This window comes from Bradyrhizobium sp. CSA207, from assembly GCF_029051685.1.
GTDB lineage: Bacteria > Pseudomonadota > Alphaproteobacteria > Rhizobiales > Xanthobacteraceae > Bradyrhizobium.
The window spans coordinates 1-13,067 of record NZ_JAACFT010000039.1 but is presented as its reverse complement, the minus strand read 5'-3'; the positions used below and the strand labels follow the sequence as shown (position 1 = coordinate 13,067).

Sequence of the window (13,067 nt, the reverse complement as noted above, 5' to 3'; positions counted from 1 at the left end):
TCCACGCGACAGCTGATTCAAACTGACACAGTTCGAATCGTTCCGGAACCCGTGAATCCTTTGCTGCGTTGGTCTGCTATCAAATCCGACAGGAGGAGCCTATGGCGGCAGCGAAGAAGAAGACGGCGCGCGGGCGCAAGCAGGACCGGGCTCGTGTGGCCGGCGGGCAAAAGTATGAAGTGGGGTACGAGTCCAAAAAGACAGGGCGGTCCGCTTCAGCGGTCAAGAAAGCTGTCAAGAAGGTCGGCAACAGCCGGAAGCGGGTCGAGAAGCGTCTGGGGCGCTAGGTCTTTGCTCGCTCGATTGTCCGACGCGTGCCTAGACCTCGGGCGGGCATTCGGGACAGGTGTCGCCGATCGAGTCCAGGACCTCGATCATCGCGTCGGCGGCGGCCTCGGGCGAAAGACCCGGAGGCGCATCCTGGCGGACGATTTCGAACGCCCGCTCACGGGCGTGCGGATCTGCTCGGTCCCGCATCCAGCCGTGGTACTCGCACTCGCGGATCGCGCCTGTCTCCTGCAGCACGGCTATCGCCCACCCCCGTACCGTGCGGATCGCCGTCCGCCTCTCCTTGGTCATCAGCATCAAGATCGCTCCCCCGCGAGAATCCTTGCAGCCCTCGATTCGTTCCGGCTGCTAACACAGAGCAGGGATTCCAAAACGTCTGGGCAGGTGCTTTTCCACGTATTCTGCCGCCCTGTGTAAAACCAAACACGCAGCAATCTTGTCTTCCTTTTGCGAGTCGCGCATGACGACTTTCAGCGCCTCGTCTGGCAGAGGGCGCTGGAGCGCCTTTTGCCTCAACCGGCTATACGACGGCGGTCGGTGAGATTTACGGTAGCCTCAAGGACATTGGAATGTGTCGAACCGCTGTCGCATTGATTCTCGCCATTCTGTCGAGCGCGGCGCTGGCCGATCAGTTTGTCGGACAGGCCAGCGTGATCGACGGCGACACGTTGGAAATGCATGGAGTGCGCATCCGGCTTTGGGGCATCGATGCACCGGAGAGCAGCCAGCTGTGCCGCGGCGAAGACAGCTTGCAATATCGTTGCGGCGCGCAGGCCGCGAACGACCTTGACGCCTTCATTGCCCGCCGTCCTGTCAATTGTGTCCCAGTCAGCCTCGACCCGTATGGCCGCACGGTTGCGACCTGCTCGGTCGCAGGTAGGGATCTCGGGGAATGGCTTGTACGCAACGGCCTTGCGTTGGATTGGCCCCAATACTCGAAGGGCAGGTATCGTGAAGCTCAGCGCGGGGCTGAGCGCACCGGCCAGGGACTCTGGAAGGGCAGCTACGTCGAGCCGTGGCTCTATCGTGCATGCATCCGCGCACGTGGAAGGCCGTCCGCCTGTTCGGATGATGCAAATGCCCATCCTTGATCGATCCCTGCGAGGCGCCAGTCCACAACATGGGTTGGCCAATCACCGGACTTGGGCAGGTGGCTCTGGCGCGGTTTGGGCGACTCACGCTACTCATCATTCCCAACACCTCACTGTACAATGGGAATGAAATGGTTGCAGCCACCCGTGAATTGCCGGCCTCTGGTTACGCGCTTGAAGTGGACGGCCGGCTGAAAGCCGAATTTGCAACCAGGGACGGCGCCAGGGCAGGTGGCGAAGAACTAAAGAGGCGTTTTCCCATGCTTGAGATCAGGATCTATGACGCGCAGACCAATGCGCGCGAGGAAATCTAAATCCACTGATTCAAGTATTGGCGGAGTTGGTCGGCCAGAGCGCGTGCGGCTGTCGCCGCACCGGGCTCTCGTGAACCGAGCCGCTTTGCGTCTCGGCCATCCGGCTTCGATCCCTCGCGCAAGCGGATGCGGAGCTCCTCGCCGGGGGCACTCGGAAAAGGGGCTCGCCTGCGGCGACCGCTATCACTGCCCCGTTCCCGGGTGCCGCTATTAAACCGGTCTTGTCGCTGCACTCGGACCCGCGTGCCCCTTCGGGTCGCTATGCTCACGCTCTCCGGGTACCATTTCCGTTGTGGCGATGCGCCCCTGGCGCACGCCTGGTCGGGCCTGCGGCCCTAGGTAGCTCAAAGCAATTCCCATGAACACCCGATGGAAGGCGGGCTGCGTCGCAGATGTCGCATCCTCTCGGGTAGAGGCGAGAGTCAGAGTGTCGGCGCGGTTTTGCCGTGACGGGTTACAGGCTGCGAGAGAGGCTCGCGGCGCCCGTCGCGGAGATCCGCGATGCCCAGACACTATCCTCAGGCGCGCACCGGTGAGGACCGGGCAAGCCTTTATGACGACATCACCAACAAGATCATCGCCGAGCTCGAGGCTGGCCGAGTGCCGTGGGTGCAGCCTTGGGGCACCGCGGCGGCGAAGAGGCCACTGGCCTTGCCGAAGAGCGCGGCGTCCGGCCGTCAATACAGCGGCATAAACATCTTGATTTTATGGGGTGCCGCGACCGAACACGGTTTTACAGGTCAGAGCTGGCTTACATTCCGCCAGGCGCTGTCGCTCGGTGGTCACGTCCGCAAGGGCGAGCGAGGCACCACCGTCGTCTATGCCGACCGCTTTGTGCCGGTCGACGAAAAACGCCGCGCGAGCGAGAGCGGTGAGGAAGCGCAGGCCATTCCGTTTCTCAAGCGCTTTACGGTCTTCAACTGCGATCAATGCGACGGCTTGCCTCCAGAGATCGCAACAACGGCGCCGCCTCCGCCGCCAGGCCTGATCGAGCCCCAGGTCGGACACCTAATCAGAGCAACAGGCATCGACTTCCGCATCGGCGGCAACCACGCCTTCTATGCGCCAACGGAAGATTATGTGCAGGTGCCGCCACCGCAAGCCTATTTCGACCCGATCAATTGGCATCGAACGGCCTTGCATGAATTGGCGCATGCCAGCGGTCATTCATCACGTCTCAACCGTGACCTGTCAGGCAGCTACGGTACCAGGAAGTATGCGTTCGAGGAGTTGGTTGCGGAAATCTCATCTGCGTTCAGTTGCGCCTCGCTCGGCATCGTGCCGACGGTGCGGCACGCCGACTATATCGGCTCGTGGCTGGAGGTGCTGCGAGAGGATAATCGCGCGATCGTGCGGGCGGCGTCGCAGGCCAGCAAGGTTGCTGATTACCTCCTTGGCTTCCTGCCGGAAGTGGTTGTCGACATGACGACCGATGGAGCGGAGCAGGAGGCGGCGTGAGTTTCTCACCTGTTGCCTCGAACAAGAGAGTGAGAGGTGGCGGCGGTTTTCGCGACGGGTTGGAGGCCGAGAGAGAGGCTCCCGGCCGCCCGTCGAGGAGAATCGATATGACGAAGGCTGTCCAAAAGATCACGCTGTCCCCCTCACGTGACATTCCGTTCAACAAGCTGGTCCTCAGCCAGTCCAACGTCCGGCATGTGAAGGCGGGCGTTTCCATCGAGCAGCTCGCCGAAAGTATCGCGCAGCGCACGCTGCTGCAAAGTCTCAACGTGCGGGCGGTTGTGGACGCCGAAGGCAATGAGACCGGCATGTTCGAGGTGCCGGCCGGAGGCCGCCGTTATCGTGCGTTGGAACTTCTGGTGAAGCAGAAGCGCATGGCAAAGACGCAGGCCGTTCCTTGTGTCGTGCGTGAGGGCGGCATCGCTGAAGACGACTCGCTTGCAGAGAATGACGAGCGGGTTGGGCTTCATCCGCTCGATCAGTTCCGAGCCTTTCAGACCATGAGTGGCGCCGGCATGTCCGAGGAGGATATCGCGGCTCGGCATTTCGTGACACCTGCCATCGTGAAGCAACGGCTCCGGCTGGCGTCCGTGTCGCCAAAGCTCCACGACGTCTATGTCGAAGACGGCATGACCCTCGAGCAGCTCATGGCCTTCTCTGTGACAGCCGACCATGCCAGGCAGGAGCAGGTCTGGGAGAACGTCAGCCGATCCGGCTATGACGAACCGTATCAGATTCGGCGAATGCTCACGGAGAATACGGTGCGCGCGTCCGATCGCCGCGTTCAGTTCATTGGGCTGGATGCTTACGAGCAGGCCGGCGGCGGCGTGTTGCGGGATCTGTTTGAGCACGACGATGGAGGCTGGCTCCAGGACGTCGCCTTGCTCGATCGTCTCGTGACAGAAAAGCTCAAAGCTGAAGCCGAGTCGATTGCAGCCGAAGGCTGGAAGTGGATATCGCTCGCTGTCGATTTCGCCTTCGATCACACTAGGGGCCTGCGCGAGCTCGAGGGCAAACCCGTCGATTTATCCCCCGAGGAGCAGGCCACCATCGATGCTCTGAACGCCGAGCAGGCCAAGCTTGAAGCCGATTACCAGGATGCCGACGAGTTGCCCGATGAGGTCGATCAGCGTCTCGGCGAAATCGAGACGGCACTGATGGCGCTCGAAGACCGGCCGATGATTTACGATCCGGCCGAGATCGCCCGCGCCGGTGTCTTCATCAGCATCGATTCCGAGGGGCGCCTCTCGGTGGATCGGGGTTACGTCCGGCCGGAGGACGATTTGTCGGCAGACGATCCTGAGGTCGGACATGCCGACGACACCCAGTCGATCGAGGGGAAGGCGGCTGGTACTTCCGTCCAGCGCTCGGTCATTGCGGTGGCCGGCGGCGCTGCTGACGCGGAAGAAGATGATGAGGACGCGACAAAACCTCTGCCGGATCGGCTGATCACGGAGCTGACAGCGCATCGCACGCTGGCGTTGCGGGATGCGCTGGCAGAAAATCCTGCGATCGCGTTCCAGGCGGTGCTGCACAACTTCGTGCTGACGGCCTTTTACCGGTTCGCATCGTCCGGGAGCTGCCTCGAGATCGGACTTCGCACGCCGACCTTTCCGGCTCAAGCGCCCGGCTTAAGGGAAAGCGCGTCGGCGAAGGCCGTCGAGGCGCGGCATGAGTCCTGGAAGGCACGTTTGCCGAAGGGTGAGAGCGATCTCTGGGAAGTTCTTTCAGCCCTCGATGGCGACGCACAGGCATCCCTGTTCGCTCACTGCGCGTCATTTGCGGTCAACGCTCTCTACGAGCCGGCCAACCGCTACAATCAGGCCCGCGTCTCCGCGCACGGTGTCCGCACCCGGCTCGACCACGCCGATGTGCTGGCGCGCGCCGTCGGGCTCGACATGGTGCAAGCGGCGTGGAAGCCCTCCGTCGACAACTATCTCGGCCGGGTCACCAAGCCTCGCATTCTGGAGGCGGTGCGGGAAGCGCGAGGCGAATCTTCCGCGCAATTGATCGATCACCTGAAGAAGGCCGACATGGCCAAGGAGGCCGAGCGTCTTCTCGACGGTTCAGGCTGGTTGCCGGAGCCGCTGCGTCTGATCGATCCAGATGCGGCGTCAGGGGAGCAGGAGGGTGAAGCGGGCCCGCTGCCCGAATTCCTCGCCGATGACGAGGATCGGGAGAACGCGAGCGACGATGATCCGCAACAGCTCGACGCGGCTGAATGATGTCTAGAACGGGATGGCTCCCGCCATCCCACAATTGCTCGGGGACCGGTGTGCCGCGCCGGTCCCCATTTTTATGGGTGAGGACTGAGAGGGAGAGCCGGGCCGGGAAGGGTTTGAGCCGTCGGGTCTTAAGGAGAGCGCCTGATGGTTCGACCCGCTTCTGCTCTCCGAAAGAAATCCTGCCATGACCGAATCTCTCGCCGGCGGCGCTGCCGCCGCGCCGCTCTCGATGCGTGCCGCTGCAACTCTCACCTCCGCCGCCGTCAGGGCCGCGCGACAGCTCGTGATTGATCTCGAGCGCAGCCGTCGCATCGATGCCGCTGTGCTGCGCGGCGCCATGGAAGCTGCCTTCGGCGCTTCCGACGCCTCTGGCGTCTGGAACTGGAAGACCGCCTACGATGTCTGCGAGGCGGCAACCGTTCTGTTCCTTCGCAAGTTTGGCCCGGCTATCCGCGTCAAGGCCGGCTCGACGGCCGCGATGCTGCCGATGCTCGCGAGATTCGCCGTTCTCCTGCCGACCCACACGCGGCGCTCCGAAGACAGCCAGACCCTTCAACAATTCTCGACGCCAATCCCGCTTGGGCTTGCCGCATGCACTGCTGCCGGCATCACGCCGTCCGATCGGGTTTTGGAGCCCTCCGCAGGGACCGGCTTGCTCGCCATCTTTGCCGAGCTCGCCGGCGGCGCCTTGGTATTGAACGAGTTGGCCGAGACACGCGCGGCGTTGCTCGACCAACTATTTCCCAACGTTAAGGTCACTCGGTTCGACGCCGCCCAGATCAATGATCACCTCGATGCGGGTGTTGTACCGAGCGTCGTCTTGATGAACCCGCCGTTCTCGGCGTTGGCGAACGTCGATCGGCGGATGGCCGACGCGGCTTTCCGGAACATCGCCTCAGCCTTGGCGCGTCTTTGCGACGGCGGGCGTCTGGTCGCCATCACCGGCGCGAGCCTTGCTTCGGATAACCCTGCATGGCGAGATGCCTTTGTTCGTCTTCAGGAACGCGGGCGGGTGGTGTTTTCTGCCGCCATCGATGGCGCAGTCTACGCCAAGCACGGAACGCAGACTGACACACGACTGCTTGTGATCGACAAGCAGCCCGCCGCAAACCCGAACGTCCTTCCTGCTTCACTTGGCATGGCCGGCGATGTCGCCGCGTTGCTTGACTGGGTGACCCAGTATGTGCCCCCGAGGCTGCCTGTTCTCACCCCCGTCATGGTCGACGTCATCCGGCGCCCCGCGGCGCTGCGGCCGGTCAGCGCCTTTGCGCCACGGCCGTCGTCCACTTCGGGAGAGGGTGCGCCAGAGGACGTCGAACTCACCTACGAGACGGTCGAGTGGACACCTCCGGAAGGCGCTCGACTGACCGATACGCTTTATGAGGAATATGGACTGCAGGCGATCCATATTCCGGACGCGCATGCGCATCCGACCAAACTTGTTCAGTCCGCCGCGATGGCCTCGGTCGCGCCGCCCCAGCCGTCTTACCGGCCACATCTGCCGGCCAAACTCGTGACAGACGGACTTCTGTCGGACGCCCAGCTTGAGAGCGTCATCTACGCCGGCGAGGCGCATTCCGAGTTTCTTGCGGGCTCCTGGACGGTCGACGCGACCTTTGATGTCGCGGCGGCCGCGCGCGACGATGCAGAAAATGCTGTCCGCTTTCGGCGCGGCTGGTTCTTGGGCGACGGCACCGGCGCGGGCAAGGGTCGGCAGGTCGCCGGTATCCTGCTCGACAACCGGCTCAAGGGCCGCCGCCGCGCGGTCTGGATCAGTAAATCCGACAAGCTGATCGAAGACGCGCAGCGCGACTGGTCCGCGCTCGGTATGGAGCGGTTGCTCGTGACGCCGCTGTCCCGTTTCCGGCAGGGCACACCGATCCGGCTCGCGGAAGGCGTCCTTTTCACCACCTACGCTACGCTGCGCACCGACGAGCGCGGCGAGAAGCTTTCGCGCGTTCGGCAGATCGTCGAATGGTTGGGCTCCGACTTCGATGGAGTGATCGTCTTCGACGAGAGCCACGCGATGCAGAACGCGGCAGCCCAGAAGGGCGAGCGCGGCGACCAGGCGGCCTCTCAGCAGGGGCGCGCGGGGCTGAGGCTCCAGCACGCCTTGCCGAATGCCCGCGTCGTCTATGTCTCGGCAACCGGCGCCACGACCGTGCACAATCTCGCCTACGCCCAGCGGCTGGGATTGTGGGGTGGAGCCAATTTCCCGTTCGCCACCCGCGCCGAGTTCGTCGAGGCGATCGAGGAGGGCGGCGTGGCGGCGATGGAGGTGCTCGCGCGCGACCTCAAGGCGCTCGGTCTCTATGCGGCGAGGTCTCTATCTTACGAGGGCGTCGCGTACGAGCTCGTCGAGCACCAGCTCACGCCCGAGCAGGTTCGCATCTATGACGCCTATGCCGATGCGTTCAGCATCATCCATAATAATCTCGACGCCGCAATGCGGGCCGCCAACATCACCGGCGCGACGGGAACGCTAAACCGGCAGGCAAAATCCGCGGCACGATCTGCTTTCGAAAGCGCCAAGCAGCGCTTCTTCGGGCATCTCCTGACCTCGATGAAGACGCCGTCGCTGATCCGATCGATCGACCGCGATCTTGAGGCTGGCCACGCCGCGGTCATCCAAATCGTGTCCACCGGCGAAGCGCTGATGGAGCGCCGGCTCGCCGAGATCCCGACCGAGGAGTGGGGCGACGTCCAGGTCGACATCACGCCGCGCGAGTATGTCCTCGACTATCTCGCCCATTCCTTTCCGGTCCAGCTCTACGAGCTATTCACGGATTCTGAGGGCAACCTCTGCTCCCGGCCTGTCTATCGTGACGGCCAACCGGTCGAGAGCCGGGAGGCCGTCGCCCGCCGCGACCGTCTGATCGAGAAGCTCGCCTCGCTCCCGCCGGTGCCTGGGGCGCTGGATCAAATCGTGCAGCGCTTCGGCACCGATATGGTCGCCGAAGTGACCGGCCGCTCGCGCCGCATCATTCGCAAGGGCGACCGGCTGGTCGTCGAAAACCGGGCCGCTTCGGCCAACCTCGCCGAGACGTCGGCCTTCATGGACGACGCCAAGCGGATCCTCGTGTTCTCCGACGCGGGCGGCACGGGGAGGAGCTACCATGCCGAGCTGTCGGCGCGGAATCGCCGGCTGCGGGTCCACTATTTGCTCGAGCCCGGCTGGAAGGCGGACGCCGCGATCCAGGGGCTCGGCCGCACCAACCGGACCAACCAGGCGCAGCCGCCGCTGTTTCGCCCGATCGCAACCGATGTGAAGGCCGAAAAGCGTTTCTTGAGCACCATTGCGCGCCGGCTCGACACTTTGGGAGCCATCACCCGCGGCCAGCGCCAGACCGGCGGGCAGGGCCTGTTCCGGCCCGAGGACAACCTCGAAAGCCAGTACGGCCGCGACGCGTTGCGCCAACTCTATACGCTGCTCGCACGCGGCAAGGTCGAGGGCTGCTCTCTCAAGAGGTTCGAGGATGCGACCGGCCTGAAGCTGACGGACGCCAACGGTCTCAGGGATGACCTGCCGCCGATCACGACGTTCCTGAACCGGTTGCTGGCGCTCACGATCGATCTTCAGAATATCCTGTTCACCGTGTTCGAGCAGCTATTGACGGCTCGGATCGAAGGTGCGGTTGCCTCGGGCAGCTATGACGTCGGGCTGGAAACGCTCCGGGCCGAAATCTTTGTCGTCACTGACCGGCGCACGATCTACGACCATCCCGGCACCGGCGCCGAGACCCGGCTTCTCACGATCACCCAGCGCCAGCGTAATCATCCAGTGAGCCTGGATGATGCTCTTCGTGTCTCCGATTGCCATTCCGTCCTGTTGGTCAATGAGCGCTCTGGACGGGCCGCCGTGCAAGTCCCGGCGGCGAGCGTGATGCTCGATGACGGCGAAATCGAGAGGCGCGTCCGCCTGATCCGGCCGATGGAGCAGCACAACGTTTCCTTGAACATGATGGCAGAGAGTCATTGGGTCCAAGCAGAGCGTGAACGCTTCGCCACAGCCTGGCTGGCGGAGCTTGCCGAAGTGCCCGAGTTCACGGAAAGCACGATCCACGTCGTGGCCGGCTTGCTGTTGCCCATCTGGAAGCGGCTGCCGAACGAGTCGACCCGGGTCTATCGGCTGCAGACCGATTCGGGCGAGCGGATCGTCGGCCGCAAGGTCTCGGGTACCTGGGTCGCGAATGTCCTTGCGGCTGGCGCGCCGGCGTTGACGCCGGACGCTGCCTTTGCCGCGCTCATGGAGGGGCGGACCGTCCTTGAGCTTGCGGAGGGGCTCCAGCTTCGCCGCGTCCGGGTGATGGGCACACATCGCATCGAATTGTCCGGCTTCAACGACACGATGCGCGATCGCTTGCGGGCCTACGGCCTCTTCGGAGAGATCATCTCCTGGAAGCTGCGCATGTTCGTGCCGTCGGACGCAAGCGGCGTCGAGATCCTGTCGAGGGTGCTCGACGCCTATCCGCTTGTGCGCATCGCTCAGCGGGAGGCAGTGTGATGTCCCGCGATGCTTCCGAACTGGCTGGCCGCCTCGCGCGCGAAGCGGAGGCGGTGTGCCGACACTATCTCTCCAATGGCAAGCGGGCGGGGCGGTACTGGGTGGTCGGCGACGTGCACAACACCGCGGGCCGCTCACTGTTCGTGCGGCTCCAGGAATCGCCGAAGGGGCCGGCGGGCAAGTGGACCGATGCCGCAACTGGTGAGCATGGCGACCTCCTTGACATCATTCGCGAAAGTCTGGCGTTGCAAGACTTTCGTGAGGTCGCCGAGGAGGCGAGGCGCTTTCTCAAGCTTCCTCGTTCTGAGCAGCAACCGATCCCGAAACCGGTTCGTTCGCCAGCGCCGACCGGATCACAAGAGGCGGCTCGTCGGCTCTTTGCGATGTCCAGCCCGGTTGAAGGGACGGTAGCCGAGAGGTGCTTACAGCGTCGCGGAATAGCCCGCATCCACCATGGTGGCAGTCTGCGCTTCCACCCACGCTGCTACTATCGGCCGGACGACCATCTGCCGATCGAGATCTGGCCGGCGATGATTGCCTGCGTCACGGATCTCGATGGACGGATCACCGGCGTGCACCGCACCTGGCTCGATCCGGATGGCTTTGATCGGGTTCGGCTCGGCAAGGCTCCGATCGATACACCACGACGCGCGATGGGCGACCTGCTCGGCAACGCCGTTCGGTTCGGTGTGGTGGACGACGTGCTCGCTGCCGGCGAGGGTATCGAAACCATGCTTTCGCTACGCTACATGCTGCCGACGATGCCGATGGCGGCTGCGCTTTCGGCCAATCACCTCTCGGCCATGTTGCTCCCGACTGGCCTGCGTCGCCTTTACATCGCCCTCGATGCCGATGCCGCTGGCGACACGGTGCACGCGGTTCTAACCCAGCGCGCAACAGACGCCGGCATTGAGGCGATCGCGCTGTCGCCCCGGCTGGGCGATTTCAACGAAGATCTGCAGGTCTTCGGTGTCGATGCCCTCCGAGCAGCCCTGCGGTTTCAGCTTGCGCCAGAGGACGTCGTTCGCTTCCTGCATTCGTCGACGGTGGCCGCGGAATAGCTCCCGGTGTTCGATCAATGTTGATAGGCCGGTCATAGGCGAGGCCAATACCGAAGAGGACGCGACCTCGGCCTTCTAGAGGGCGATCGGACGGCAAGCGGCCCGGGCCGGCAATGGCTGCGTCCGGCTATTTTCCGCCGCGCGCCGGCGACGAGAAGACACAATAGCCATCAAATCGGCGCGCTTTGCATCGCGAAGCAAAATAGCCGGCCTCCGCCATCCTCCGCTGTCGCTTCGGCCCTGTCGGGTTCTGGTCCGTTCCGCCCGCCGTCAGAGGATCGCCACGAAGGCCGCGAAGGTCGCGGCCCATCCGGCAAAGGACCTCTTCCCATGACCGACCATGACGACATCGAACCGCAGCACGCCTCGTCTCCAACGGACCACGTCCTCACCGAACTACAGCTCTTCGGCTATCGTCCCTTCGACGACCAGCCCGATCCAAGACCGCTCCCCGAGGGCAAGATGATCGCCGGCGCCATAGCGGACATCTTTGATGCCCTGGTCGCGACCCTGAGCGACACGCGGCTTGAACCGGACCTTGACGACCTGCTTTGGTCGACCGTCAACCTGTTCCATCGAGCCGTCGACCGCGTCGAACGCCAACTCGATGACAACGAACAAGCGCAGCATAAGAGCCAGCGCGAGCAGAACGGCTCGGAAGTGCGATCGGTCGAACTCGAGCGCCTGACGGCCGAAGGCATCTCACTGATCGAGCGTCGCAATTGCCTGGAGCTGTTCCGGGATCAGGCCATCGAGCGATTTGAGGTCCACACCGGCTCGGCCTGGCGTCCTCGGTCGGGATCATTGGTCAATCACCGAACGCTCACCGCGGCAATGATCGATTCCCGTGACTTCATCGCAGCAAAACGCCGCGCCGAGACTGAGGTCATGTTGCCGCCGGGGCCGAAGATCGCACTCACCGGCGGGCTCGATTTCAACGACCATCATCTGATCTGGGATCGGCTCGACAAGGTTCATGCCAAGCATCCCGACATGGTCCTCCTCCATGGCGGCTCCCCGAAAGGCGCTGAACTGATGGCTGCGAAATGGGCGACCAATCGCAAGGTGCCACAGATCGCCTTCAAGCCCGATTGGACGAAGCACGCCAAGGCGGCGCCGTTCAAGCGCAACGATGCCCTGCTCCAGCTTCTGCCGATCGGCGTTATGCATTTCCCGGGCACGGGAATTCAGGATAATCTCGCTGACAAGGCGAAGCGGCTCGGCATCCCGGTGTGGAGGTTCGGCGGCGCGTGAGCGCCGTCGTGCTTGACCTCGAGACAACTAGGCCGGAGTTGCACGCCGCAACTCCGCCTCGTTTCGATTTTACGTCCGAATCCGCGCCGTGGTGGTGGTGGAAAGGCGCGACCGGTACATCTATGCACATGGAGCCACCACCATGCTCGCGCTTGGGCTTGTTCTCAATACACTCGGCATTGGCTTGTTCTGCTGGGCGATCTTTGCGCTCGCTGTGTATCCCCTGCCGTTTTTCGTCGCACTCAGTGTCGGGATGTTGGCATTTCGCGATGGCGCCGGCGTCGTCGGCGCGCTGCTGATCGGAATTGCTTCTGGTGCGCTGACACTTGCCGCTGGTCAGGTCGCCGTTGCCGTTAGTCGGTCCTTGATCTTGCGCATCGCGATCGCAACCGCGTTCGCCGTCCCCGCGGCAATCGCCGGCTATCATCTGGTGTTTGCCTTATCGCAGATCGGGGTGCCTTCGCTAGCTTGGCGCGAGGCCTTCGCTTGCGGAGGTGCGGTTTGCATCGGCGGCACGGCATGGACGCGCTTGATCGCGTTCGCGGGGACCCGCCCGTCGGAGTCGGCCGGGGTGGCGGAGAATATGCCTCAACCAGTTCTCACAGCCGCCACGCATGAGTGATGACGCTTCGACGCCATCGGTTGGGCAAGATCGCACGGGGCGCCACGTTGAACGAGGGGGCTCGAGCTTGAAAGAGAGGTAGCCGCGCTTCTCCTCGGAAAGCTTTAAGCAAGACGTACCGATCTCGACGTTATGCGGTGCACCGCATAACGCGGATTATGCGTAGCGCGGGATTATGCGGAGTCGTTGGCTGATAGCCGGGGCTTTCCCGGGCTTTTGTGGCTGCGCCGCTCCGCATAATCCCGTGGAG

Annotated in this window: 10 protein-coding genes; 9 read left to right on the top strand and 1 reads right to left on the bottom strand. The window is 63.5% G+C overall.

Features of this window, described 5'->3' with window-relative positions; all coding sequences use genetic code 11:
- The first annotated feature begins 101 nt into the window (after window positions 1-101).
- Entirely contained in the window at window positions 102-287 is a 186-nt protein-coding gene (locus tag GWG65_RS33160) for a DUF3606 domain-containing protein (RefSeq protein ID WP_275199700.1), read from the top strand.
- A gap of 31 nt (window positions 288-318) precedes the next feature.
- On the opposite strand, the gene GWG65_RS33155 is transcribed toward GWG65_RS33160, so the two are convergent.
- Entirely contained in the window at window positions 319-585 is a 267-nt protein-coding gene (locus tag GWG65_RS33155; protein ID WP_275199699.1) for a hypothetical protein, read from the bottom strand.
- Window positions 586-857: 272 nt separating this feature from the next.
- On the opposite strand from GWG65_RS33155, the gene GWG65_RS33150 reads away from it, so the two are divergent.
- The 8 genes from GWG65_RS33150 to GWG65_RS33115 all read left to right on the top strand — a co-directional run bounded on the left by GWG65_RS33150 (window position 858) and on the right by GWG65_RS33115 (window position 12,817).
- Window positions 858-1,379 (top strand): thermonuclease family protein, encoded by a 522-nt coding sequence (locus tag GWG65_RS33150; protein ID WP_275199698.1) that lies wholly within the window; start codon window positions 858-860, stop codon window positions 1,377-1,379.
- A 29-nt stretch (window positions 1,380-1,408) separates the two neighbouring features.
- Window positions 1,409-1,693, top strand: coding sequence for a hypothetical protein (locus tag GWG65_RS33145; protein WP_275199697.1), 285 nt, complete (start codon window positions 1,409-1,411; stop codon window positions 1,691-1,693).
- A gap of 501 nt (window positions 1,694-2,194) precedes the next feature.
- Window positions 2,195-3,151, top strand: coding sequence for a zincin-like metallopeptidase domain-containing protein (locus tag GWG65_RS33140; RefSeq protein ID WP_275199696.1), 957 nt, complete (start codon window positions 2,195-2,197; stop codon window positions 3,149-3,151).
- A gap of 107 nt (window positions 3,152-3,258) precedes the next feature.
- Window positions 3,259-5,376 carry a ParB/RepB/Spo0J family partition protein gene (locus GWG65_RS33135; protein WP_275199695.1) on the top strand — a complete coding sequence of 706 codons (2,118 nt, stop codon included), beginning with the start codon at window positions 3,259-3,261 and terminating at the stop codon, window positions 5,374-5,376.
- A gap of 184 nt (window positions 5,377-5,560) precedes the next feature.
- Complete coding sequence (locus GWG65_RS33130; protein WP_275199694.1) at window positions 5,561-9,880, top strand: strawberry notch-like NTP hydrolase domain-containing protein; 4,320 nt, start codon at window positions 5,561-5,563, stop codon at window positions 9,878-9,880.
- Complete coding sequence (locus GWG65_RS33125) at window positions 9,880-10,941, top strand: toprim domain-containing protein (protein ID WP_275199693.1); 1,062 nt, start codon at window positions 9,880-9,882, stop codon at window positions 10,939-10,941. Before GWG65_RS33130 ends, GWG65_RS33125 begins: the two co-directional genes overlap by 1 nt.
- Window positions 10,942-11,271: 330 nt before the next feature.
- On the top strand, window positions 11,272-12,195 hold the full coding sequence (locus GWG65_RS33120; protein WP_275199692.1) for a DUF2493 domain-containing protein: 924 nt from the start codon (window positions 11,272-11,274) through the stop codon (window positions 12,193-12,195).
- Between the two features lie 142 nt (window positions 12,196-12,337).
- A complete protein-coding gene (locus GWG65_RS33115) occupies window positions 12,338-12,817 on the top strand; it encodes a hypothetical protein (protein ID WP_275199754.1) in 480 nt (159 codons plus the stop codon).
- The last annotated feature ends 250 nt before the right edge of the window (window positions 12,818-13,067 follow it).

Excerpts from the sequence above, each read along its gene's own strand:
- GWG65_RS33160 (WP_275199700.1), top strand. The coding sequence starts at position 102 with ATGGCGGCAGCGAAGAAGAAGACGGCGCGCGGGCGCAAGCAGGACCGG.
- GWG65_RS33150 (WP_275199698.1), top strand. The coding sequence starts at position 858 with ATGTGTCGAACCGCTGTCGCATTGATTCTCGCCATTCTGTCGAGCGCG.
- GWG65_RS33120 (WP_275199692.1), top strand. The coding sequence starts at position 11,272 with ATGACCGACCATGACGACATCGAACCGCAGCACGCCTCGTCTCCAACG.
- GWG65_RS33135 (WP_275199695.1), top strand. The coding sequence starts at position 3,259 with ATGACGAAGGCTGTCCAAAAGATCACGCTGTCCCCCTCACGTGACATT.
- GWG65_RS33145 (WP_275199697.1), top strand. The coding sequence starts at position 1,409 with ATGGGTTGGCCAATCACCGGACTTGGGCAGGTGGCTCTGGCGCGGTTT.
- GWG65_RS33155 (WP_275199699.1), bottom strand. The coding sequence starts at position 585 with ATGCTGATGACCAAGGAGAGGCGGACGGCGATCCGCACGGTACGGGGG.
- GWG65_RS33130 (WP_275199694.1), top strand. The coding sequence starts at position 5,561 with ATGACCGAATCTCTCGCCGGCGGCGCTGCCGCCGCGCCGCTCTCGATG.
- GWG65_RS33125 (WP_275199693.1), top strand. The coding sequence starts at position 9,880 with ATGTCCCGCGATGCTTCCGAACTGGCTGGCCGCCTCGCGCGCGAAGCG.
- GWG65_RS33140 (WP_275199696.1), top strand. The coding sequence starts at position 2,195 with ATGCCCAGACACTATCCTCAGGCGCGCACCGGTGAGGACCGGGCAAGC.
- GWG65_RS33115 (WP_275199754.1), top strand. The coding sequence starts at position 12,338 with ATGCTCGCGCTTGGGCTTGTTCTCAATACACTCGGCATTGGCTTGTTC.